Annotated in this window: 21 protein-coding genes and 1 pseudogene; all 22 read left to right on the top strand. The window is 48.1% G+C overall.

The genetic code is table 11. The features are described 5' to 3' along the window. Window positions 1-114 precede the first annotated feature (114 nt). A complete protein-coding gene (locus tag MWG26_RS11495) occupies window positions 115-1,224 on the top strand; it encodes a substrate-binding domain-containing protein (protein ID WP_081733191.1) in 1,110 nt (369 codons plus the stop codon). A 79-nt stretch (window positions 1,225-1,303) separates the two neighbouring features. Continuing rightward, window positions 1,304-2,830 carry a sugar ABC transporter ATP-binding protein gene (locus MWG26_RS11490; protein ID WP_025657429.1) on the top strand — a complete coding sequence of 509 codons (1,527 nt, stop codon included), beginning with the start codon at window positions 1,304-1,306 and terminating at the stop codon, window positions 2,828-2,830. 18 nt (window positions 2,831-2,848) lie between these two features. After that, window positions 2,849-3,799 carry an ABC transporter permease gene (locus MWG26_RS11485; RefSeq protein WP_025657430.1) on the top strand — a complete coding sequence of 317 codons (951 nt, stop codon included), beginning with the start codon at window positions 2,849-2,851 and terminating at the stop codon, window positions 3,797-3,799. Between the two features lie 18 nt (window positions 3,800-3,817). Then, on the top strand, window positions 3,818-4,777 hold the full coding sequence (locus tag MWG26_RS11480) for a glycyl-radical enzyme activating protein (RefSeq protein WP_173005561.1): 960 nt from the start codon (window positions 3,818-3,820) through the stop codon (window positions 4,775-4,777). A gap of 155 nt (window positions 4,778-4,932) precedes the next feature. Then, window positions 4,933-5,943: a PhoH family protein gene (locus tag MWG26_RS11475; RefSeq protein ID WP_025657431.1), complete on the top strand. Its 1,011-nt coding sequence runs from the start codon at window positions 4,933-4,935 to the stop codon at window positions 5,941-5,943. 369 nt (window positions 5,944-6,312) lie between these two features. After that, window positions 6,313-6,810: an rRNA maturation RNase YbeY gene (gene ybeY / locus MWG26_RS11470; RefSeq protein ID WP_025657432.1), complete on the top strand. Its 498-nt coding sequence runs from the start codon at window positions 6,313-6,315 to the stop codon at window positions 6,808-6,810. A 78-nt stretch (window positions 6,811-6,888) separates the two neighbouring features. Next, a complete protein-coding gene (locus MWG26_RS11465; RefSeq protein WP_025657433.1) occupies window positions 6,889-8,562 on the top strand; it encodes a putative polysaccharide biosynthesis protein in 1,674 nt (557 codons plus the stop codon). Window positions 8,563-8,654: 92 nt separating this feature from the next. Beyond that, window positions 8,655-9,017: a hypothetical protein gene (locus MWG26_RS11460; protein ID WP_025657434.1), complete on the top strand. Its 363-nt coding sequence runs from the start codon at window positions 8,655-8,657 to the stop codon at window positions 9,015-9,017. A gap of 87 nt (window positions 9,018-9,104) precedes the next feature. Further along, a complete protein-coding gene (locus tag MWG26_RS11455; protein ID WP_009004195.1) occupies window positions 9,105-9,326 on the top strand; it encodes a DUF896 domain-containing protein in 222 nt (73 codons plus the stop codon). A 40-nt stretch (window positions 9,327-9,366) separates the two neighbouring features. Then, complete coding sequence (locus MWG26_RS11450) at window positions 9,367-9,867, top strand: 5-formyltetrahydrofolate cyclo-ligase (RefSeq protein WP_244062726.1); 501 nt, start codon at window positions 9,367-9,369, stop codon at window positions 9,865-9,867. Next, on the top strand, window positions 9,861-10,043 hold the full coding sequence (locus tag MWG26_RS11445) for a DUF4250 domain-containing protein (protein ID WP_025657436.1): 183 nt from the start codon (window positions 9,861-9,863) through the stop codon (window positions 10,041-10,043). The genes MWG26_RS11450 and MWG26_RS11445 overlap by 7 nt, the downstream gene beginning before the upstream one ends. A gap of 35 nt (window positions 10,044-10,078) precedes the next feature. After that, window positions 10,079-11,530 carry a tRNA (N6-isopentenyl adenosine(37)-C2)-methylthiotransferase MiaB gene (gene miaB, locus MWG26_RS11440; RefSeq protein WP_025657437.1) on the top strand — a complete coding sequence of 484 codons (1,452 nt, stop codon included), beginning with the start codon at window positions 10,079-10,081 and terminating at the stop codon, window positions 11,528-11,530. A 123-nt stretch (window positions 11,531-11,653) separates the two neighbouring features. Continuing rightward, the gene (locus tag MWG26_RS11435) at window positions 11,654-12,070 is read left to right on the top strand and encodes a putative ABC transporter permease (RefSeq protein ID WP_025657438.1); all 417 of its coding nucleotides are present in this window, start codon (window positions 11,654-11,656) and stop codon (window positions 12,068-12,070) included. A gap of 104 nt (window positions 12,071-12,174) precedes the next feature. Next, window positions 12,175-14,826 carry a DNA mismatch repair protein MutS gene (mutS, locus tag MWG26_RS11430; protein WP_025657439.1) on the top strand — a complete coding sequence of 884 codons (2,652 nt, stop codon included), beginning with the start codon at window positions 12,175-12,177 and terminating at the stop codon, window positions 14,824-14,826. An 85-nt stretch (window positions 14,827-14,911) separates the two neighbouring features. Further along, window positions 14,912-17,014 (top strand): DNA mismatch repair endonuclease MutL, encoded by a 2,103-nt coding sequence (mutL, locus tag MWG26_RS11425; protein WP_025657440.1) that lies wholly within the window; start codon window positions 14,912-14,914, stop codon window positions 17,012-17,014. Then, window positions 17,015-17,974 carry a tRNA (adenosine(37)-N6)-dimethylallyltransferase MiaA gene (gene miaA / locus MWG26_RS11420; protein ID WP_025657441.1) on the top strand — a complete coding sequence of 320 codons (960 nt, stop codon included), beginning with the start codon at window positions 17,015-17,017 and terminating at the stop codon, window positions 17,972-17,974. Between the two features lie 10 nt (window positions 17,975-17,984). Further along, window positions 17,985-19,283, top strand: a complete 1,299-nt coding sequence (locus MWG26_RS11415) for a methionine gamma-lyase family protein (protein ID WP_025657442.1) — start codon at window positions 17,985-17,987, stop codon at window positions 19,281-19,283. 15 nt (window positions 19,284-19,298) lie between these two features. Continuing rightward, window positions 19,299-20,516, top strand: coding sequence for a BaiN/RdsA family NAD(P)/FAD-dependent oxidoreductase (locus MWG26_RS11410; RefSeq protein WP_117440835.1), 1,218 nt, complete (start codon window positions 19,299-19,301; stop codon window positions 20,514-20,516). Further along, on the top strand, window positions 20,509-22,122 hold the full coding sequence (locus MWG26_RS11405; RefSeq protein WP_025657443.1) for an NAD(P)/FAD-dependent oxidoreductase: 1,614 nt from the start codon (window positions 20,509-20,511) through the stop codon (window positions 22,120-22,122). The genes MWG26_RS11410 and MWG26_RS11405 overlap by 8 nt, the downstream gene beginning before the upstream one ends. A gap of 118 nt (window positions 22,123-22,240) precedes the next feature. Further along, window positions 22,241-22,934: pseudogene (radC, locus tag MWG26_RS11400) on the top strand (RadC family protein). Window positions 22,935-22,954: 20 nt separating this feature from the next. Beyond that, the gene (locus MWG26_RS11395) at window positions 22,955-23,977 is read left to right on the top strand and encodes a rod shape-determining protein (RefSeq protein ID WP_025657445.1); all 1,023 of its coding nucleotides are present in this window, start codon (window positions 22,955-22,957) and stop codon (window positions 23,975-23,977) included. Window position 23,978: 1 nt separating this feature from the next. Next, window positions 23,979-24,848, top strand: coding sequence for a rod shape-determining protein MreC (gene mreC / locus MWG26_RS11390; protein ID WP_025657446.1), 870 nt, complete (start codon window positions 23,979-23,981; stop codon window positions 24,846-24,848). Window positions 24,849-24,885 lie beyond the last annotated feature (37 nt).

Raw genomic sequence — 24,885 nt, 5'->3', positions numbered from 1 at the left:
CGCAACACATGCCCTGCGGGCGGATTTGCAGCAAAGCTGCAGAATAATGTATACCCAAGGGCACCCCGTAACATATGCCCTGCGGGCGGAGAAGAAGAATGGGAGGAAAAAGAGATGAAAAAAAGGATAATGAGTATATTTATGTGTATATGCGTAATGGGGACTTTAGCAGCCTGTCAGCCGGCAAGCCAGAAAAAGAGTACAGAGACAAAAAGTACACAGGCAAGTAATGCAACAGGAGAAAGCTTCTCACCAACTAATGAAATGCTGAATACGCTGCCGGAAGAGCCGATTGGAGAAGAAAATGAATTCGAAGGATTGCAGATTGCGCTTTCTCAAAGAAATATTGCAGGCTCGGAATGGTATGAACAGCTTGTAAGGGTGGCACAGCTAGAAGCGGAGCACTTAGGCGTGAAACTGACCGTATACGATGGGGAAGATGATATTACAAAACAGATGGGTGATATTGAAACTGCGGTAAATATGAAAATGGACGCAATTATTGTAAATCCGAAGGATTCATCAGGGCTTCTTCCTGCAATCGAGAAAGTACATAATGCAGGAATACCGCTGACAGTCGTAAACAGTGCAATGAGTGAAGAGGCGGCGCCTTTTACATTTGTCTCCGCTGATGTAGAGAACAGCGGATATCAGGGCGGCTTTGAACTGGCAAAGGCATTTGACGAAAAATATGGATGGAAGGATTCTGTAAAAGCACTTGTACTATCCGCGGCAGCGCAGGAAAAAGAGTCTGATTTGAGAAGATGGGGGCAGATCAACGGCTACAATGACTATATGCTCGAAAAGTATGGAAAATCAAATCTGGATATTGTTGCATACCAGTACTATAACTGGCAGCCAGAGCCCGCAATGACAGTGACAACAGATGTTCTGCAGGCAAATCCAGATCTGGACATTATTTTCAGTGCATGTGACGGCGGATGCCAGGGAGTTGTATCTGCAATAGAGTCGGCCGGCAAGACTGGGAAGATTATGATCACATCAATTGATGGAAGAAAATCGGTCCTGAAATGGATTAAAGACGGTGACAAAGGGGTTGCGTCAACCGTATCCAACGACCCGAGAATTATGGGAAAATGGGCGGTATACCTTGCTGCACAGCAGGCATCCGGTGTCACTACGCCGGCGACGTTTAACGTACCGAATACATGTTATACGAAGAGTAATGTGGACGATGTTTACGATCCGGACTCCACATATTAAAAGGAAAAGGCCGCCAAAGGGCGGTCTTTTACCTTATCAAAGGATTTGCCTTTAAGTAAAGGGAAAGAGGTGGTTAGGTATGGGATTTGCAGTTGAAATGAGACATATAACAAAGGCATTCTCCGGAGTGAAAGCAATAGATGATGTTTCCCTTCAAATCGAGGAAGGGGACATTCATGCACTGATCGGCGAGAACGGTGCAGGGAAATCTACGCTGATGAATGTATTAAGCGGAAGCTTTTCACATCATACATATGAGGGAGATGTTCTTGTGGGAGGGAAGCAGGTGAAGCTTTTAAGTCCTGATGATGCGAACAGGGCGGGAATTGTCATGGTACATCAGGAATTGGCAATGATCCCTGAGATCAGTGTTGCTGAGAACGTATTTCTGGGGCATATGCCGCGAAATCATACGGGGATTGACTGGAAAACCGTCTTTAAAAAAGCGGAAGATGCATTAAAGCGGCTGTCACTGGACATTGATGTGAAATCAAAGGTAAAGTATTTAAGCGTTGGCCAGCAGCAGCTGGTTGAAATTGCCAAGGCGATTATGATGGGCGGAAGGGTACTGATTCTGGATGAACCGACAGCCCCGCTTACAGACCGTGAGACAGAGACCCTGTTCCGAATCCTGAAGGAACTGAAAAATGAGGGAATTACGATCATCTATATCAGCCACAGGCTGGAGGAGATTTTTAAACTTACGGATTCTGTTTCGGTCATGAGAGACGGGAAAATGATTGTGACGAAAAAGACAGGCGAACTGACAACAGATCGGCTTGTGTCTTATATGATTGGCCGGGAATTAAAGAATATGTATCCTGATATAGAGACAGAAAAGGGCGATGTTATTCTGGAGATTCTGGACTACAGCGTGCCTCATCCGGAATATGACGGGAAACATATCGTAAACCATGTCAGCATGGAATTCAGAAGAGGGGAAATTGTAGGAATCTCGGGGCTTTTGGGGGCCGGACGGACGGAGCTTATGATGGCGGTGACAGGCGGCTACAGAATTACAGGAAAAGGGAAGTTAAAACTGGATGGTAAGGAGATACTCTTTAAATGTCCAAAAGAGGCGATCCGATCCGGTATCGGATTCGTAACAGAGGACCGAAAAGGGAACGGGTTGATTGTAGATAAATCCCTGTGTTTTAATTTAACTCTTGCAGCGCTGGATAAAATCCGCACAAGACGTATGCTGAATCAAAAGAAAGAGAGCTCCCTTACAGAGAAGTTTATCAAAGATCTGGGGATCAAGTCGGCAGGCATGCATAATCCGGTCAAAAGCTTAAGTGGAGGCAATCAGCAAAAAGTCGTATTGGCAAAATGGCTGGCGACAGACCCCAGGATCTTAATATTGGACGAGCCGACACGCGGGGTTGACGTGGGCGCAAAATTTGAGATTTACACAATTATGAAGGAACTGGCAAAAGCCGGAGTGGCTATTATTATGATCTCTTCCGACCTGCCTGAAGTAATCGGTATGAGCGACCGCGTCTATATCATGAGCGAAGGGAACCTGACAGGGGAGCTGAAAAAAGAAATGCTGACAGAAGAAAACATTATGAAATATGCAACCAACACTGTGAATGAGCAGAGATAGGTGAGGAGGAATCAAAAAATGGAAAAGATTATTGCCGGAAAAACAGGTCATTTCAAAGCAGGGAAATTTATTAAGAATAATTTTGTAATTATTGCCTTTATTCTTATATTTATATTCAGTTGTTTTGCGACACCTGTATTTTTAACAGTAGGGAATATTACATCAGTCCTGATCACGAACTCTATTTCTGCAATCTGTGCGCTGGGAATGCTCATGATTATCATCACGGGCGGGATTGACCTTTCAGTCGGCTCGTATGTATGTATTTGTGTCTGTCTGACAGCAGGTTTCATTCAGAATGGGATGGGGCCGATGGCCATTGCGGCAGTAGGCGGATTAGGGATTTTATTCGGCTGTGTGACCGGAGTTCTGGTCGCTTATGCTAAGGTAGCTCCGTTTATCGTGACACTTGCCATGACATCAATTCTGAAAGGCCTTGCGTATATGTATCAGGTAGGAGAGAATCGGAGAATTGACGGGACATTCTGGCCGGATTTTATCCAGGGGTCTGTATTATTTATTCCAACTCCGATTTTTATCATGGTATTGGTATTTTTAATTGTACTTTTTGTACTAAATAAAACGAAATATGGAAGAGGGCTTTACGCCATCGGCGGTAATCAGGAGACCGCCAGGCTGGCAGGTATCAATGTAAAAGGATATCTTGTGGCAGTATATGCTATCGGTGGATTTCTGTTTGGACTGGCCGGGATGATTCTTGCGGGACGTCTGAGCATGGGTACAGCAACCGTAGGCGATGGATATGAGCTGGATGCCATCGCATCCGTTGTGATTGGAGGAGCATCCTTATCAGGAGGCACAGGAGGTGCGGTAAAGACTCTGATCGGTGCATTTCTGATGGGAATTCTGATGAATGTAATGAACCTTTTGGGAATTGCATCCTATCCGCAGATGGTCTTCAAGGGAATTATCATTGTAGCGGCTGTCCTTGCTAATCGGAATGACTAAATGCAGGGGGACAGGATCATGACAGGTTCAGTTTACGGAAGTACAGCAAAAAAAAGCGGCCTTGTAGCCAATATTGAGAGGTATGCCCTTAACGACGGACTTGGAGTGCGGACCACAGTCTTTCTGAAAGGCTGCCCCCTGAGGTGCAGATGGTGCTGCAACCCGGAAACACAAAATAATAAGAAGGAACTCATGTTTTTTGAGGACAATTGTATTGCATGCGGCGCCTGCATGGAAAGCTGTCCTTATGGAGCGTTAAAAACAGCACCTGCCGGGGACAGGAATATCTGCAGTAACTGCGCAGACCGGGAATCTCCATTTCCCTGTGTGGAGCAGTGCTTCGCGGGATGCAGGAAAATCAGTGGAGAAGAGATGACTGCAGGGAATGTGACAGCACTGGTGAAACGGGACATGAACTTTTATCTGAAAAGCGGCGGCGGCGTTACAATTTCCGGAGGGGAACCACTTGCCCAGCCGGAATTTCTGGAAGCACTGCTGCAGTCTCTTAAGGAAAGCTGGATCAACACAGCAATCGAGACCTGTGGGTCGGGGAAGGCAGAGACGATCGAAAGAATTGCGCCTTATACAGACATGGTGTTTTTCGATATAAAGTGCATGGATGACATGAAACATCAGCAATGGACCGGCTCCGGAAACAAGCTGATACTGGATAGATTTCTTCTGATGGCGGAGATGTCACGAAAGTATTCCTTTGACCTGATCGCCAGAACTCCCATTATTCCCGGCTTTAATGACTCGGAGGAGGAAATACGCGCAATCGGAGAATTCATAAAAAGCGCCGGAGCTTCTGCTGTGGCCGGATATGAACTGCTTCCGTACCATAAGCTTGGGAGAGGCAAGTATAAGGCACTGGGAAGGCGGTATCCTTTAGAAAACCTGACGCCTCCCTCCGATTTGCTGATGGAAAGGCTGTATGCAGCAGCGGGGAGCACGGGCGTGGAGATGTGCAGGTTCTGAAAATGCAGGCGTTTATCCGGCATATTGAACCTTGAATATTGGATTACCGATGAAACAGAAATTAAAACGTGGTCCGATATACTTGAAAAAACAGGTTGATTCCACTATAATACTTCTTGTGCTATATCCAAATCACGAAAGCGAGGTATTATCGTTTGCAGAAGGAACAACTGTCGTTTGACACCATCAATCAACAGCAGGCCGTTTTTGGGCCGGAGGATAAATATATTAAGCTAATTGAAAACAGCTTTCATGTGAGTATTGTAGGCCGCGATTCCATGCTGGAGGTCACAGGTGAATCAGAGATTGATGTCAACTGTGTGAAAGAGGTTTTAGAATGCATGAAACAGCTCCACACCGGCGGCGCTGCGCTGACGGAAGATACCGTACACCGTCTGATCGAGGAATCCAGGGATGGAGGACTCGATGAAACTTATAAAGCCATGCAGGATGTAGTTACCCTGACTTATAAACATGGCCCCGTGAAGTGTAAGACTCTTGGACAGAAGAACTATGTAAAAGCGTTAAAGGAAAATATCGTCACTTTCTGTATCGGCCCTGCCGGAACCGGAAAAACATACCTCGCCGTTGCCCAGGCAGCGGAAGAATTAAAACGGGGGGAAATCGATAAGATTATTATGAGCAGGCCGGCGATAGAAGCGGGAGAAGAGCGTCTGGGATTTCTGCCCGGAGATTTGGCGCAGAAGGTAGACCCCTATCTGAGACCGCTGTACGATGCCCTGGACGATATATTCGGACGCGAAAAATCAGAGAAACATCAGGAGCGCGGTGAGATCGAGATCGCTCCCCTGGCATATATGAGAGGCCGTACCTTAAGCCGGGCACGCGTGATAATTGACGAAAGTCAAAATGCGTCATTTTCCACGCTCAAGATGGCGCTGACGCGCCTTGGCGAAGGCTCAAAGATGGTACTGACTGGTGATGTAACCCAGATTGACCTTCCTAGGAATACAGATTCTGGTCTGGAAAGATGCGCCCGGATTCTGGGCGGCATCGATGACATCACCGTTGCGAAGTTATCAAACCGTGACGTAGTCCGCAATAAGATCGTGAAAGATATTGTAAAGGCATTTGAAAAAGAAGAAGAACGTACCCAGGCAAGGCGTGACAAGAAACGGATCGGATCCGGTCCGAAGACTAGATAGTGTAAAAGGAATGAAAAAGATACATCCGGGGAAAGATATCCCGGCTGTATCTTTTTCATTATCTGCAAAGGTTACTGTGCACACTCTGCGGGCGTGAACAGTAACGGCATCTGCCCATTTAAAGTCGCCTACGGCGGGAGGCGGATGCCCCGAGACCATCACTTCATCGGTTCCGATGCTGTGCAGCGGGGGGGGGGCACGGCACGGTCTGAACAGTAACCTGCAATTTCAGGATAGGAAGCTTTACAAAAAAAGCAACTTTACAAGGGAGTGAAATGAGGTGTATAATAGGCTGGAGTTTGTATGTAAAGAATTGGAAATAAAGCGAATAAAATTCGAACCGGCAAACAGTTTGTAAAGGAGTAACTCATGAGTTTATACATGGAAGAAGAAGGCGGCCTGAAGCTGCCTTTCAATACAGAAGATACAGCAAATCTTGTGATTGAGGCGGCGCTGGAATACGAAGGCTGTCCGTATGAGGCTGAGATTAATCTGCTGCTGACCACGGACGAAGATATCCGGGACATGAACCAGATGTTCCGCCAGATAGACAAAGCGACGGACGTGCTGTCTTTTCCGATGCTGGAGTATAAGACGCCCGGTGATTTTTCGGGGATGGAAGAGCATTCCCAGGACTGCTTTAACCCGGAATCCGGGGAACTGATGCTGGGGGACATCGTCATATCAAAAGATAAAGTCCTTGAACAGGCAGAGGCTTACGGACATTCTCCGCGCAGAGAGTTCGCTTTTCTGATTGCCCACAGCATGCTGCACTTATTTGGATATGACCATATGGAGGAGGAAGAACGTCTTCTAATGGAACAGAAGCAGAGAGAAATTCTTGAAAATATTCAGATATTGCGGTAGGGTGTGTTTTACATTGGCGCAAGGATTATCTACCACACTCTTAGCTAAGTAAACGGAACAGTTACACGGAGGGAACTTATGGCTGAGTCACATAAGCAAAAAAAGAGAAAAGATGATTTTCTAATGCAGGGTGCGATCCTGGCGATTGCCGGAGTCATCACGAAAATCATTGGTGTTGTATATAGAATTCCCCTGACAAATATTCTGGGGGATGAAGGGATGGGATTTTACGGGTATGCGTTCGAAGTCTATGCACTGGCGCTGCTTCTATCTTCCCTGAGCCTTCCTACCGTAGTCTCAAAGCTTGTCTCCGCGAGGATGGCTATGAGGCAGAGAAGAAATGCATTCCGCGTATTTGTATGCTCCCTGGTGTTTTCCATTGTGATTGGGGCTGTATTTGCCCTCATCATTTTCTTTGGAGCAGATCTGATTTCCTCTCACATTATGGAATCGCCGCTCAGCGCTTATGCCTTGAAGGTTCTGGCGCCCGGGCTTTTTATTGTATCCGTCTTAGGTGTTCTGCGGGGATATTTCCAAGGGCTTGGTACCATGGTACCCACGGCCGTATCACAGGTGATTGAGCAGATTGTCAATGCGGTTATCAGTTTGGCTGGCGCAAGCATCCTTTTTGGGATCGGGATAAAAGCGGCGGAGAAGCAGAATAACGATCTGATGGGACCGGCATACGGAGCCGCAGGAGGAACGCTGGGAACAATTGCAGGAGCCCTTTCCGCCCTTTTCTTCCTGTTGTTTGCCTTTTTTGTATACCGCGGTGTCATACGCAGACAGCTCCGCACGGACAGGACGCGCCGTCAGGAAAGTTACGGCCGGATCCTGAAGATTCTCCTGATTACGCTTGTTCCTATTATCTTCAGTACTGCGATTTACAATATTAATCAGTTACTGGATATGACAATATTTAATAAAATTATGGCTGCGCAGGGGTATCCGGAAGAAAAATACATGGCTCTGCTGGGAATCTATTCGGGAAAGTATAATACACTGCTCAGTGTACCGCTCGCCATGGCCAACGGGCTGGCGGCATCTATTATCCCCAGTCTGACCGGAGCGGTTGCCAGAAATGACCGCCCGCAGATTCATAATAAGATTAACCAGTCCGTCCGGTTTACGATGCTCATAGCAATCCCCTGTTTTGTGGGATTTGTGGTACTGGCATCGCCGATCATGGTTCTGCTATTTGGAGATTCCAGCCGTACACCGGCATTGCTTCTCGCCGTCGGCTCCATTACACTTGTATTTTACTGTTTATCTACGGTTACAAATTCCGTGCTGCAGGGCCTGGATAAAATATCTGTGCCTGCTAAGAATGCGGGGATATCACTTGTTGTACATATCATTTCCCTGCTGATTATGCTGATCGTATTTAAATGGAATATTTACGCGCTTGTGGGCAGCAACATAGTGTTTGCGCTTTGCATGTGTATCTTAAATATCAGGGCCATCCACAAGGCAAACGGACACCGCCAGGAGATGGAAAAGACTTTTGTGAAGCCGCTTCTCGCAGCCGTCATCATGGGTGTTGTAACATATGCCGTGCACCTGGTGCTTGATCTGCTGATCGGAGGCCGTATTCCAACGATCCTTTCGATTTTGGCTGCCGTTGCAGTATACGCCGTAAGCATCTTAAAATTGGGCGCTCTTTCACCGGAAGATATCCGTGATCTGCCCCAGGGACGGAAAATACTGAGGATCTGCAGAAAACTGCATCTGCTTCCCCACGGCGGACGGTAGAAACAACAGCCGAAAAAACTGATAATTTTTTCGAAAAATTGTATAGAACAATAAAAAAAGCCAATACTGTATGAAAAAAGGAGTCGGTCCTTATGAAAATGAAATACTGTATTGGCTTTTTTGCAGGCGTTTTTCTGCTTGTTTCCATGCTGGGGATTGGCTACCAGCTCAGCTACCAGTATATGCTGGACAGGCAGGAAGCCAAGGCTGAAATTCCGGAACAGAAAACGGAAAGCATTACAACAAAAGGGAGCGCCACAAAGAATGAAGGCTATTATATTTGTGAGCTCCATGGATATATTGTAGTTTACCTCAATGACAAGACAACAATTTATGAAGTTACAAGTATTCCACTTTCAAACCTGCCGGAAGATGTGCAGGAGGAAGTCAGGGAAGGAAAACTGATCGAGACGGAGCAGGCACTCTACGGATTTTTAGAAAATTATTCGAGCTGATAAGTAGACGAAATCTGTCAAATAGTGTAATATATACTTTGTTCTGCAGCTTTGCGAAAGAAAATGATCTGCAAATAGGAGAAACGAATGGACGAACAAAAGATTAAACGAATCAATGAATTATACAGAAAATCAAAAGCCGAAGGCCTTACCGAATCTGAAAAAAAGGAACAGAAAATCCTGCGCCAGGAATATGTGGATTCTTTCAGGCAGAATCTGCGCAGCCAGCTTGATCGGATTGATATTGAGGAAAAAGATGGGACTGTTGTGAATCTGGGTGAAAAGTTTGGAAACAAAAAAGGAAATTAGGGCAAGGATTAAAAAAGACAGGGCCTCTCTTCCCGCTGAAATGAGACAGGCCTTCAGCGACAGGATTTTTAAGGCTGTTATTGGGCATCCTCTGTATCAGAAGGCAGAGGAGATCTATTGTTATGTCGCTTTCGGGGAGGAAGTGTCTACGTTGCGGCTGGTGGAATACTCCTGGAAAATGGGGAAAAAGGTTGCGGTTCCTAAGATCCATGTGGATAACTCCGGGCTTAGAATGGTGTTTTATTATATTGACAGTATGGATGAACTGTCTGAAGGGTATTATGGGATCTCCGAGCCGCCGGCAGAGAGACAAGCCGCCGGCAGCAATGTACTGGTTATTATGCCCGGCGTAGCTTTTGACAGGCGGGGCGGCCGCATTGGATACGGAAAAGGGTTTTATGACTCTTATCTTGGAAAGCATCCCGAATACCGCCGCATAGCGCTGGCCTATGAGATACAATGCCTGGACCTGATCCCTTCTGAGGAACACGATATCCGGCCTGAATGTATCATAACAGAAAAGGAGATTTATACATGCTGACAGGACTTCCGGGCGATCCGGTCATTTTGCTGAGCGTCGTGAATACGAAGCTCAGGGATTATTATCAATCATTGGACGAACTATGCGATGATTTGGCGATATCCGCAGAAGAACTGACCGGGAAGCTGAAAATGATAGATTACGAATATGATGCCGCAAGGAACCAGTTTGTCTGACTGCTGTCCAGGGCATAAGTAAAGGAATATTACATATGAAAACTATTGATTTTTCAAAAATTAACTTATCAGATGAACCGCCTGTCCGGGAACCGGAAAGGCAGTATTATTTTATAGCAAAAGCAAGAGAATACGTCAGGGAGCAGGCCGAAAAAGCAGGCCATCCTCTGACTTTTTGCGTTGTCACGTTTGGCTGCCAGATGAATGCCAGGGACTCTGAGAAACTGGCTGGTATACTGGAACAGATTGGATACCGTGAGGAAGCGGACGAGGGAAAAGCGGATTTTGTAATTTATAACACCTGCACCGTCAGGGAAAACGCCAATCAGAGGGTGTACGGAAGGCTCGGCCAGTTAAACCGTGTCAAAAAAAAGAATCCGCATATGCTGATCGGTCTCTGCGGTTGTATGATGCAGGAACCGGAAGTCGTAGAAAAGCTTAAGAAGAGTTATCGGTTTGTGGATTTGATTTTCGGCACCCACAATATCTATAAATTTGCTGAACTGATTGCTACCCGCCTGGAATCCGGGCGCATGGTCATTGATATATGGAAAGATACGGATAAGATCGTAGAGGATCTGCCTGCTGAAAGAAAGTATTCGTTCAAATCCGGTGTCAATATCATGTTCGGCTGCAATAATTTCTGCAGCTACTGCATTGTCCCCTATGTGAGGGGGCGGGAGAGAAGCCGTAATCCACACGATATCATCCGTGAGATCGAGGAATTGGTGGCTGACGGAGTAGTCGAAGTAATGCTTCTGGGACAGAATGTAAACTCCTACGGAAAGAACCTGGAACAGCCCATGAGTTTTGCACAGCTGCTCCGGGAGATTGAAAAAATAGACGGACTGAAAAGGATTCGTTTTATGACCTCCCACCCAAAGGATCTCTCCGACGAACTGATCGAAGTGATGGGCAGCTCCGAAAAGATCTGCCGGCATCTTCATCTTCCGATACAGTCCGGAAGCAGCCGCATTCTGGAAAAGATGAACCGCCGCTATACAAAAGAGCATTATCTTGAGCTGGTTGAAAAAATAAGGTCTTCTGTGCCTGACATCTCTCTGACTACGGATATTATCGTTGGTTTTCCAGGGGAAACAGAAGAGGATTTTCAGGAAACTCTGGATGTGGTCAGGAAAGTACGTTATGACAGCGCCTTTACCTTTATCTATTCCAAGAGGACCGGCACACCCGCGGCGATTATGGAAGACCAAGTTCCGGAGAGCGTGGTGAAGGACAGATTCGACCGCCTCTTAAAAGAGGTGCAGAGTATATCGGGAGAAGTGTGCAGTGTATACACGAATACAATCCAGGATGTGCTTGTCGAGACGGTCAATGACCACGATGCGGCGCTTGTAACCGGCAGAATGAGCAATAACCTGCTGGTTCATTTTCCCGGCGGTGAGGATCTGATCGGAAAGATTGTAAGTGTGGAATTAAAAGAATGCAGAGGTTTTTATTATATTGGCGATATGATTAAGAAATAAATTGCTGCTATGCACGGCCTATGAGCTCTGCATAGTAACAATATATTCCACCTATAATTCAATAAAAAACGTCCAGACTATATATAACAGATACGAATGGATATATAGGAGGACGTTTTTTCGGTGAAAAAAGTGAGCGAATACCTGGTACTCTGGACACTGGGCGGAACAATTTATTATACATTTGAAGTCATATTCAGAGGCTTTTCACATTGGTCCATGTTTATGCTGGGCGGGCTGTGCCTTGTTTTCTTTGGACAGCAGGGACTCTGGGTAAAATGGGAGGATCCGCTTTGGTTGCAGCTAGTCCGCTGCGTGCTGTTTGTTACGGCGGGAGAATTTATCACCGGGATCATAGTGAATAAGTGGCTGCACTGGAACGTCTGGGATTATTCGGATCAGCCTTTTCAACTGTTCGGACAGATATGTGCGCCCTTTACGATCCTATTTTCCGGACTAAGCGTGTTCGGGATCTTTCTGGCGGCATACCTGCTTTACTGGCTGTATGGAGAGGCAAAACCGCATTTTCACGTACTGTAATATTTCACAAACACATGCCGGCTCTTTGAGAAAAATTCTCTTTCACAACTTTTTAAAAAATGGTATACTATAATGGAAATTCAGAAGCGAAAGGAAGTAGAAACGTGGCAGAATTAACTCCCATGATGCAGCAGTATATGGAGACAAAAAATCAGTATCCGGACTGCATTTTATTCTATAGATTAGGCGATTTTTATGAGATGTTTTTTGAGGATGCCATTACGGCATCCAGGGAACTGGAGATCACGCTGACAGGCAAAAGCTGCGGGCTGGAGGAGCGGGCACCCATGTGCGGTGTCCCTTATCATGCCGTAGACAATTACTTGAACAAGTTGGTCGCAAAGGGCTACAAGGTAGCCATCTGTGAGCAGATGGAGGATCCCAAACTGACGAAGGGACTTGTCAAACGGGATGTAGTGCGGATTGTCACCCCCGGAACCAATCTGGCCCCTCAGGCACTGGATGAGACAAAGAACAATTATCTGATGTGTATCGTTTACATAGCCGACCGTTATGGCCTGGCCATCTCCGATATTACGACCGGAGACTATTTTGTAACAGAACTTCCCGACAGCGTAAAGCTGATGGATGAGATTTACAAGTTTATGCCCTCCGAAATCATCTGCAATGAATCTTTTTACATGAGCGGCATGGATCTGGATGACCTGAGAAACCGGCTGGGCATCGCTATATATTCTCTTGACGCCTGGTATTTTGATGATGCAGTCTGCAGGAAGAAGCTGCTGGAGCATTTTCATGTATCCTCCTTTGCAGGGCTTGGGCTGGAGGATTATGACTGCGGGATCATCAGCGCCGGAGCCCTCCTCCAGTATTTGCTGGAAACCCAGAAAAACAATCTTTCCCATTTGACCCATATTACTCCTTATACGACGGGAAAATATATGATGCTGGACAGTTCCACCAGAAGGAATCTGGAACTATGCGAGACGCTGAGGGAAAAGCAAAAAAGAGGTTCCCTGCTCTGGGTACTGGATAAGACCCGGACTGCCATGGGAGCCCGGACACTCAGGAAGTATGTGGAACAACCTTTGATAGAAAAGGAGGAGGTTCTGCGGCGCCTGGATGCGGTAGAGGAATTAAAGAACAATGCAATCTCACGCGAAGAGATCCGCGAATACCTGTCACCGGTCTATGACCTGGAACGCCTGATTACCCGGATCACCTACGGTTCTGCCAATCCAAGAGACCTGACCGCGCTGTGCAGTTCGCTGGAGATGCTTCCGCCGATCAAGTACATACTCGAAGAGATGCAGTCCGCGCTTCTGGGAGGAGTGCGCGATGATCTGGATACACTGGAAGATTTGTGTACGCTGATCAAGGATGCGGTTATAGATGATCCGCCGCTTGCGATGAAAGAGGGCGGTATTATACGGGACGGCTACAGCGAGGAGGTCGATACGCTCAGGCACGCCAAGTCAGACGGAAAAGACTGGCTGGCTAAGCTGGAAGAAGAAGAGCGTGAAAAAACCGGTATTAAGAATCTGAAGATTAAGTACAACAAAGTCTTCGGATATTATCTGGAGGTGACCAATTCCTATAAAGATCTTGTGCCGGATTATTATACAAGAAAGCAGACGCTTGCCAATGCGGAACGTTATATTACACCGGAACTCAAAGAACTGGAAGACACAATACTGGGGGCGGAGGACAAGCTGTATGCACTGGAATACGAGCTTTACAGCGGCGTGCGCGGCACCATAGCCGGGGAGGTCGAGCGCATCCAGAAAACGGCCAAGGCGGTGGCGGCGCTGGACGTGTTTGCATCCCTTGCCCTGATTGCAGAACGCAATAATTATGTGCGCCCTAAAATTAACGAAAAGGGCGTAATCGACATCAAGGACGGACGGCACCCGGTCGTGGAAAAGATGATTCCCAATGATATGTTCATCTCAAACGATACCTATCTGGATGATAAAAAACAGAGGATTTCCATCATCACCGGACCGAATATGGCCGGTAAGTCCACTTACATGCGGCAGGCCGCACTGATCGTTTTGATGGCGCAGCTGGGTTCCTTTGTTCCGGCATCCAGCGCCAATATCGGGCTGGTAGACAGGATCTTTACCAGGGTTGGGGCATCAGATGATCTCGCTTCCGGACAGAGTACGTTTATGGTCGAGATGACAGAGGTTGCCAATATCCTGCGTAATGCAACCAGCAAAAGCTTGCTTATCCTGGACGAAATCGGAAGGGGAACCAGCACATTCGACGGACTCTCCATCGCATGGGCTGTTGTGGAGTATATCTCCGACACGCATCTGCTGGGAGCAAAAACACTGTTTGCGACACACTACCATGAGCTGACCGAGCTGGAAGGCAAGATAGAAAACGTGAACAATTACTGTATTGCGGTAAAAGAAAAGGGAGACGACATCGTTTTCCTGCGCAAAATCGTGAAAGGCGGGGCAGACAAGAGCTATGGGATCCAGGTAGCCAAACTTGCGGGAGTGCCGGACATTGTCATAGAAAGGGCAAAAGAGATTGTTGAAGAACTCAGTGATGAGGATATCACCACAAGAGTCAGCGAAATTGCCGTCAAAGAACATGAGAGCAAAAAGAAATCCAAGGTCAAAAAATATGATGAAGTTGACATCGCCCAGATGTCTCTGTTTGATACGGTCAAAGACGGAGATGTCCTGGAAGAATTGAAAAATATTGATGTTGGGAACCTGACCCCGATTGATGCATTAAACACGATATACAGATTGCAAAACAAACTGAAAAACCGCTGGTAAAAGCAAAGGGGTCTGCCCCTCTTGCAAAGGGGAAAGCCCCCTTTGCATAAGGGGCAGACCCCTATGGCGGAAAAGGAGAGAAGCTATGCCACATATTCAGGTATTGGATCAGATTACAATTGATAAGATCGCTGCCGGGGAGGTGATTGAGCGTCCGGCCTCTATTGTGAAGGAACTGGTGGAAAATGCCATTGATGCCCGTGCTACTGCCGTTGTAGTGGAGATACAGGAGGGCGGTATTTCTTTTATCCGGATCATGGATAATGGTGACGGAATACTCCGTGAGGACGTGCCAAATGCTTTTCTTAGGCATTCTACAAGCAAGATCCGGGCGGTTGAAGACCTTTCGCACATCGAATCCCTGGGATTCCGCGGAGAGGCCCTTTCCAGTATTGCTGCAGTTACGCAGGTGGAATTGATTACGAAGAGGAGAGAAGATACTTTGGGAACCCGTTATCTTATTGAGGGCGGCAAAGAACAGTTGATAGAGGATACAGGCGCTCCGGATGGGACGACCTTCCTGATACGCCAGCTTTTCTATAATGTTCCGGCCAGAAGAAAGTTCCTGAAGACCCCTATGACAGAGGCTGGCCATATACAAGACCTGTTGATGCGCCTGGCGCTTTCCCATCCGGAAGTGTCTTTCCAGTTCATCAACAACGGGCAGGAAAAGTTAAGGACAGCGGGTAATGGCCGGTTAAAAGATGTGATCTACAGCATCTATGGCCGCGAGGTGGCCGCCAATTTGATTGAGATGGATTACGGGAAAGGCGGGATACAAATTACCGGCTATCTCGGGAAACCTACCATCAGCCGCGGCAACCGGAATTTCGAAAACTTTTTTGTAAATGGCAGATATGTAAAGAGCGCCATGATCTCCAAGGCTATTGAGGATGCATACCGAGATTTTGTTATGCAGCATAAATTTCCTTTTGTTGTATTACACTTCCATATTAATGGTGAAGATATAGATGTAAACGTTCATCCCACAAAGATGGAACTTCGGTTCCAGAGACAGCAGGAAGTCTATAACACAGTCTATGAAGCGGTGCACAGAACTCTGCTGGAACCGGAACTGATTCCCGTCGTGGATGTCCCGGAACCTCCAAAGGCTGCAGAAGAGGCTCCATCCGGGAGTCCGTTCTTACTAAGACCCAAGGCAGGTGCCGTGTCGGATAAACGCTCGCCAATGACCGCAGGAAAGCAGGAAACCGCGGAGATGGCGCCCGAGGAGAAAAATGAAGACTACTTCCTCAAAAAGATGAGGGAAAGAGTCTTGTCTTACCATAACCGCGCGTCCTCCGCGGAAGTATCCGATATCCGCCAGATCCACCGGCCGGATGAACAGACATCCCGAATCCGGGAAGCCGCGGAAAAACGCAGGGCAGACGAACAGACAACCCACGATGCAAAGCCCCTGCCGGCAGTAACCATCCGGGAAGCCGGGGATATCCCAGTCTCTGGTTCGTCAAATGAAGCACCAATGCAGCTTTCAGAAGAGCGGGCAGTTTATGGTGAAAATGCGGAACCTTCTGAGAAGCAGAAAGCCCCCGTCAAGACGGAACAGCTGAATCTTTTCGACGAAAAGCTGCTGAAGCGCGAGGTAAAGGCGGAATATAAGCTCATTGGCCAGGTATTCGATACGTACTGGCTTGTTCAGTTCCATGACAGCCTCTATATCATAGACCAGCATGCCGCCCATGAGAGAGTTCTTTATGAACGGACACTCAAAGGCATGAAAAACCGGGAGTTTACCTCCCAGTATCTGAGTCCGCCTATTATCCTCAGCCTTTCGATGCAGGAGACAGAGCTACTGAATGAGCATATGGATCGGTTTAAAAGAATCGGGTTTGAAATCGAACCCTTTGGAGGGGATGAGTATGCAGTCCGCGCAATACCGGACAATCTGTTCGGTATTGCAAAGAAGGAGCTGCTCCTGGAGATGCTGGACAGTCTGGCCGACGGGATCACGACTTCCATGACACCGGAACTGATTGACGAGAAGGTGGCGTCCATGTCCTGCAAGGCTGCGGTAAAAGGAAATAACCGCCTGTCCGCCATGGAAGTGGATACACTGATCCAGGAGCTGCTGGAGCTAGACAATCCATATCACTGCCCTCACGGCCGGCCGACCATTATCGCCATGACGAAGCGGGAACTGGAAAAGAAATTTAAGAGGATCATATAAATGAAAAAGCCATTGATTATATTGACAGGGCCGACCGCCGCTGGCAAAACGAAGGCTTCCATCGGCCTTGCAAAAGCAGTGGGAGGAGAGATTATTTCCGCCGACTCCATGCAGGTATACCGGTATATGGACATCGGCTCCGCCAAAATACGGTCCGCCGAAATGGAGGGGATTCCTCACCATCTTGTAGACGTCCTGGATCCGGAAGAGGACTTTCATGTGGTGCGCTTCCAGCAGATGGCAAAGGAGGCCATGAAAGGAATCTATAAAAGAGGACACATTCCCGTCGTCGTGGGCGGCACGGGTTTTTATATCCAGGCCCTGCTCTATGATATCGCCTTTACGGCGAATGAGGGGGATTCCTCCTGCAGAGAGCATCTGGAGCAGCTTGCCAGGGAAAAGGGAGCTGCATACCTCCACGCAATGCTGCGGGAAAAAGACCCCAAATCAGCCGAAGATATCCACGAGAACAACGTAAAACGCGTGATCCGCGCCCTGGAATTTTATCAGCAGACCGGGAAGCGTATCTCGGATCACAATACAGAAGAGCGCAAAAAAGAATCTCCGTATAATTATGTCTATTTTGTGCTTCATGATGACAGGTCATGCCTTTATGAACGGATTGACCGCCGGGTTGACCGGATGATGGAAGAAGGCCTTGTGGAAGAGGTAAAATCATTAAAGGCCCGCGGTCTTGGACGTGATAAAGTCTCCATGCAGGGGCTGGGATACAAGGAAATGATGGCCTATCTGGATCATGAGATGACGCTGGATGAAGCGGTTTATACGATCAAAAGAGACACCCGCCATTTTGCAAAGCGTCAGATTACCTGGTTCAAACGAGAACAGGATGTCATCTGGCTGAATAAACAGGAATTTGCTTATGATGAGAAACGCCTTCTTGCACGGATGCTGAATGAGCTGGAAAAACGCAGGATAATAGAGAAAGAAGATAGATGAGGATCACAGTATGAACTTAGAAATGAATCAGATGTATGAAGAATTAGGTATCCGAAAAGAAGTATATGAATTCGGGCGCAAGGCGGAAGAGGAGCTTGCCCCCCGGTTCCGTGAGTTTGAAAAGACTGCGGAATTCAATCAGCTGAAGGTACTGCATGCGATGCAGGAAAACCGTGTTAACGAAGGCTGTTTTCAGTTCGCAAGCGGATACGGTTACAACGATCAGGGCAGGGATACACTGGAAACGGTGTACGCCAGCGCCTTCCACACAGAAGCCGCTCTGGTACGTCCTCAGATAACCTGCGGGACCCACGCCCTTGCCCTTGCCCTTGCGGCAAACCTGCGCCCCGGGGACGAGCTGCTTTCTCCTGTGGGTAAACCTTATGACACTTTGGAAGAAGTAATCGGAATCCGTGAATCAAAAGGTTCCCTGGCAGAATACGGCATCACCTACCGCCAGGTGGAACTGCTGGAAAACGGGTATTTTGACTATCCGGCAATCAAGGCCGCGCTGAACGAAAAGACAAAGCTGGTTACCATACAGCGCTCTAAAGGCTATCAGACACGTCCCAGCTATTCCGTTCATAAAATCGGAGAATTGATCGCTTTTATCAAAGGGATCAAACCGGATGTCATCTGCATGGTAGATAACTGTTACGGAGAATTTGTCGAAACAATCGAACCAAGCGATGTGGGCGCGGATATGATCGTCGGTTCCCTGATCAAAAATCCGGGCGGCGGTTTGGCTCCCATAGGCGGGTACATTGCCGGGAAGGAGGCGCTGATTGAGAACTGCGCGTACCGCCTGACATCCCCCGGACTTGGCAGGGAGGTCGGCGCATCCCTTGGCGTCATGCAGTCCTTTTACCAAGGTTTTTTTCTGGCCCCTACCGTAGTGTGCAGTGCAGTAAAAGGCGCCGTATTCGCCGCATATCTATATGAAAAGCTGGGCTTTGGGGTGATACCAAACAGCAGGGAAAGCAGGCATGATATCATCCAGGCAGTGGAACTGGGAACCCCCGAAGGCGTGATTGCATTTTGCAAGGGCATCCAGGCCGCAGCTCCTGTTGACAGTTACGTAACACCGGAACCCTGGGCCATGCCGGGATATGACAGCGATGTAATCATGGCGGCCGGCGCATTTGTACAGGGCTCCTCTATCGAATTGAGTGCGGACGGCCCAATCAAACCGCCCTACGCGGTCTATTTCCAGGGCGGCCTGACATGGCCCCATGCGAAACTCGGGATTTTAAAATCACTGCAGAGCATGGTGGATGCGGGGCTGGTCTCAGCCGTATCCCTGCTCTAGTAAGGAGGCACATCCATGAATAAAGTTGCAGTAATCGGGGGCGGGGCATCCGGCCTGATGGCAGCCATTACCGCCGCACGAAACGGCGCCGGGGTCTGTATTCTAGAACATAAGGACCGGGTGGGCAGAAAAATTCTGGCGACAGGAAACGGCAGGTGTAATTTTACGAACCTGCACCAGGAACCGATCTGCTACCACTCTGAAAATGTTCTCTTTCCCTGGAAGGTCATTGAAAAATTCAATGCACAGCAGACAATCGCATTTTTTCTGGAACTGGGCATCTATTCTAAAAACAGGAACGGATATCTCTACCCGCAGTCTGACCAGGCATCCGCGGTCCTGGAAGTGCTGCGTATGGAGGCGCGCCGCCTTGGGATAGAGATCCATACGGAGACAGAATGCAGAGAAATCATTCCCAATAAAAAAGGATTTCTGCTACAGACAGATCACGGCAGTTTTCATGTTCAGAAGGTCATCCTGGCCGCAGGTTCCAAGGCTGCTCCATCCACGGGTTCCGATGGATCCGGCTATGGCCTGGCAAAACAGCTGGGACACCGTCTGGTTCCGGTTCTTCCTTCCCTTGTACAGTTGAAATGCAGAGAGAATTTTTACAAAAGCATTTCCGGAGTTCGAGTAGGAGGAAGCGTGTCTATCTATACGGACGGTGAATGCCAGGCAAAGGATACTGGGGAGATCCAGCTTACCGGTTATGGCATATCGGGAATCCCGGTTTTTCAGGTCAGCCGCTGTGCCGCGATCGGCCTATACGAAAAAAAAGCAGTAACCGCAGTGTTGAATTTTATGCCGGATTTTACAGAAGAACAATTCCTGGCCTTTTTGAAAAAACGGATTACTGCCCGTCCGCAAAAAACGGCAGAAGAATTTTTTGTCGGTCTGTTTCATAAAAAGCTCTCTGTACTGTGGCTGAAACTGGCACATCTTGACCCGTCCGCGGCGGTCGGAGACTGGACCGGGGAAGAGGTCCGGGCCCTTGCACGTCTGATACAGCATTTTTCTACGCAAATAACGGAGACCAACTCCTTTGAGCAGGCCCAAGTATGCCGCGGAGGCATCAATACGGAGGAAATCACAGACAATCTGGAATCCCGTTTTGTCCCCGGCCTGTATTTTGCAGGGGAAATTCTGGATGTGGACGGTCTGTGCGGAGGTTACAATCTGCAATGGGCATGGTCCAGCGGTTATGTGGCCGGAAAGGAGGCTGCCGGTGCTTAGAGTCAGCCAGATCAATCTACATCCGGGGCATACTCCGGAGGAATTAGAGAAAAAACTTTTAAAAACCCTATCCGTTAAAAAGTCCGATCTGCTCGGATGGCGCATAGAGAAGCAGTCCATTGACGCCCGTAAAAAACCGGATGTGTTCTTTTCCTATACGGTGGATGCCGAGGTAAGGCATGAGAATCAGGTTCTGAAAAGAGCCGGAAAGCAGGTGCGGCAGATCCGTGTCAGCGCCTATCAGCCGCCCGCCCCGGGCAGCATCCCGTTACCCCGCAGGCCGGTCATCGCAGGCAGCGGCCCAGCCGGAATGTTCTGCGCCTATCTGCTGGCTAAAAACGGATACCGGCCGCTGCTTCTGGAACGGGGGAGCTGCGTGGAGGAACGGATCAAAGATGTGGAAGATTTTTGGAACGGCGGCCGACTGAATTTGTCCTCCAATGTCCAGTTCGGGGAAGGAGGAGCAGGCACTTTTTCAGACGGCAAGCTGAATACGCTGGTCAAAGATTCTAAAGGAAGAAACCGCTTTGTCCTGGAGATTTTTGCTGCACATGGGGCTCCTGAGAGTATCCTTTTTGAACAGAAGCCGCATATAGGCACCGATGTTCTGATCGATGTGGTCAAAAATATGCGTCAGAGCATACTGGATCTGGGCGGAGAAGTCAGGTTCCATAGCCAGGTAACTGATATCCTGCTGGATTTGGCCGCCCCCTCCGAAGAGCCTCGCATCAAACAGGTCATTGTAAACAACAAGGAGGTGCTGGACACGGAGCTTCTGGTTCTTGCCGTGGGCCACAGCGCGCGGGATACTTTCCGGATGCTGTATGACAGACAAATCCCTGTTCAGGCAAAGTCCTTTGCCGTAGGGGTGAGAATTGAACATCCCCAGTCAATGATCAGCCAGTGTCAGTATGGAAAAACAGACTGCCCGGAACTGCCCGCCGCATCCTATAAACTGACGGCCCAGCTTTCCAACGGAAGAGGAGCGTATACCTTCTGCATGTGTCCTGGAGGATATGTCGTCAACGCATCCTCCGAAGAAGGCCGCCTGGCAGTCAATGGGATGAGCTACCACGCGAGAGACGGAGCCAATGCGAACAGCGCGGTCATTGTCACTGTAACACCAGCAGATTACGGGACGGATCACCCGCTTGCAGGCGTAGAATTCCAGCGAATGCTGGAGGAGCGCGCATGGAAGGAAGGGAACGGGAAAGTTCCGGTCCAGCGCTTCGGAGACTTCTGCAGTAACCGCCCCACAACAGAGCCGGGGACAATCCTGCCTCAGATCAAAGGCCCCTGGACATTCTCCAACGTCAGGAATATTTTCCCGAACGTTCTGGCGGATTCTCTGGAAGAAGGCATCTATGCCATGGATCATAAAATCCATGGATTTGCAAGGGAAGATGCTCTGCTTTCCGGGGTGGAAAGCAGAACCTCTTCCCCTGTCAGAATTATCAGAAACGAGGACTTCGAAAGCCCCGCTGCCTCCGGACTTTATCCATGCGGAGAGGGCGCCGGATATGCCGGGGGAATTACCTCTGCTGCGATGGACGGGATCAAGACAGCAGAAGCACTTATTCAAAAATATACACCAAAGTATACTTGAGTAAGTCTAAGCTCTTATCCGACTTCACAAAAAATTAAGAATAGCAGACCTATACATGATTTTTAATTTATGCTAAAATAAATCATTGTATTGAGCCATCCGCAGTCAAAACAATTTTATGAACGAGAACAATACAATGAAAGAGATGTTGGAAGAAGCGCGCCCTTATGAGAAATGCGCAAAATATGGAGCGAGTAATTTGACGGACATTGAATTACTGGCTGTTTTGCTGCGTACGGGGACACGGGGAGAGAATTCCCTGCAGCTTGCAGAGAAGCTTCTGCATCCCGATTTTGCCCAGGAGGGCATCCTGAGTATTCATCAGTGGACAAAGGAACAGCTTCTTTTAGTCCGTGGAGTCGGCAAAGTTAAGGCAGTACAGATCCTATGTCTGTCCGAGCTTTCCAAAAGGCTTTCCAAGGCAGCTGCGGAGATTGGGCTGAACTTTACAAGCCCGGCCTCGGTCGCCCGTTATTATATGGAAGACATGCGGCACAAAAGGCAGGAGACCATGAAACTTCTGCTTCTGAACACAAAGACCCGCTTAATCGGGGAGACTGATATATCGAAGGGGACGGTCAATTCGGCTGTAATCTCGCCCCGTGAGCTGTTTGTAGAAGCGCTGCAGAAACGCGGTTTCTATCGTACTGCTTCACAACCATCCCAGCGGAGACCCGACACCGAGCAAGGATGACATCCTTGTTACAAGAAGGATAAAGGATGCCGGTATATTGATTGGGATCGAGCTGCTGGATCATCTGGTGATCGGCAACAATTGTTATATCAGTATGCGGGAAAAGGGACTTATATAAGGATAGGGGAAGGTTATACAATGGCCAGAAATGTATATGGACTCGATTTGGGAACATATGAGATAAAAGTATATGATAAGAAAAAAGATGAGATCTGGAAAGCGAAGAATGTCATCGCCATGCAGGACAAAAAGTATATTTTTTCTGTAGGCGACGAAGCATATAAGATGTATGAAAAAGCGCCGGATAATATCAAAGTGGTATTCCCCATGCACAATGGGGTGATTGCACATTTTGATGACATGCAGTATCTGCTCCAGAATCTGCTAAAAATGGACCGGCAGTTTTCACGCGGGGCCGAATACGTAATCGCGGTTCCCACGGACGTGACTGAGGTAGAGAAGAGGGCTTTTTACGACCTTGTCTTCCATTCAACCGCAAAAGCCAAATCCGTCCGGATTGTAGAGCGCGGAATTGCCGATGCGCTGGGCATGGATATAGACATCTGGAATGAAAAGGGTATCTTTATCGTCAATATAGGAGGGGAGACAACGGAATTATCTGTAATTGCCTCCGGCGGTATGGTCTTGAACCGTTTGATCAAGATCGGAGGCATCCATTTTGACAATGCCATCACCCATCTCGTCCGGCATAACCGTGACTTTCTGATCGGCCGCCTGACAGCCGAGATGTTGAGACGGGAATTCGGGGTATTTGACCAGGCAGCAGATGCTTCGCTGACTGTTGCCGGAAGAAATCTTATTACGGGTGTTCCACAGCAGAAAAGCATTCCTATCGGACTCGTCAGGGCTGCCATGAAGGAGCCGCTGTCTGATTGCGTCCGTGCCATCAAATCCATGATAGACAGAACCCCCCCTGATGTACGAAGGGGGATTGACCAGAACGGAATCTGCCTGACCGGCGGCCTGGCCAATCTGAAAGGGCTGTCTACATATCTGGAGGAAAGCACCGGCCTTGGAGTGCGGACGGTACAAAATCCTGAGCTCTGTGCAGTAAGCGGGCTCAAGAAGATTATACTGAACAAAGATTACAGTAAGTTAACATATTCCATGTTAGATGAAGATTATAGGTGGCTGAGATAATATGAAAAAGAAAAATCAAACCTCATCGACAAATAAATACTGGCTGGCCGGGCTTTCTCTGTTCTGCATCCTGCTGATGGTGCTGTCCGTATTTTCCGACAAAGCGGAGGGACCGTTCAAAGGGATTGCCAGCGTAACAGTCATTCCCATGCAGAAGGGCATCAATCAGATCGGCACCTGGCTGGGTGACATATGCGACAATTTTGATACGCTGCAGCAGGTGAGGAAGGAAAACGAAAAACTACAGACAAAGGTTGATGAGCTGATCACCGAGAACAATAACCTGCAGGAGGAAAAGTACGAACTGGAACGGCTGCAGGCGCTGTATAAACTGGATCAGAACTATGCCGAATATGAGAAAACAGGCGCTCATGTCATCGCAAAAGATTCCGGCAACTGGTTCAGCACCTTTACGATTGACAAAGGGAGTAATGACGGGATCAAGGTAGATATGAACGTTATGGCGGGAAGCGGCCTGGTCGGAATTGTCATCAAAACAGGCCCCACATGGTCCACGGTCCGTTCCATCATCGATGACTCCAGCAACGTAAGCGGCATGTCACTTTCCACATCCGACAAGTGTATGGTAAGAGGGGATCTATCACTGATCAATGACGGGAAAATCCGTTTTGAACAGATGGAAAACAATGAAAATAAAGTGCAGGTGGGAGACCAGATCGTCACCTCACATATCAGTCCCAAATATCTTCAGGGAATCCTGATCGGTTATATCAGCGAGATCACCGTAGATTCCAATAACCTGACCCGCTCCGGATATATCACACCCGTCGTGGACTTTAAGAACCTCCAGGAGGTGCTTGTAATTACAACAACAAAGGCGGATCTCACAGGCAAGGACGCAGAAGAATAATGAAAAGCAATTGGAAGTATGCAATATCCGGCAGGAA

The sequence above is a fragment of the Faecalicatena contorta genome (assembly GCF_022835095.1).
Lineage (GTDB): Bacteria > Bacillota > Clostridia > Lachnospirales > Lachnospiraceae > Faecalicatena > Faecalicatena contorta.
Note: the sequence above shows the minus strand (reverse complement) of the source record. Positions and strands in the feature narration are given on the sequence as shown.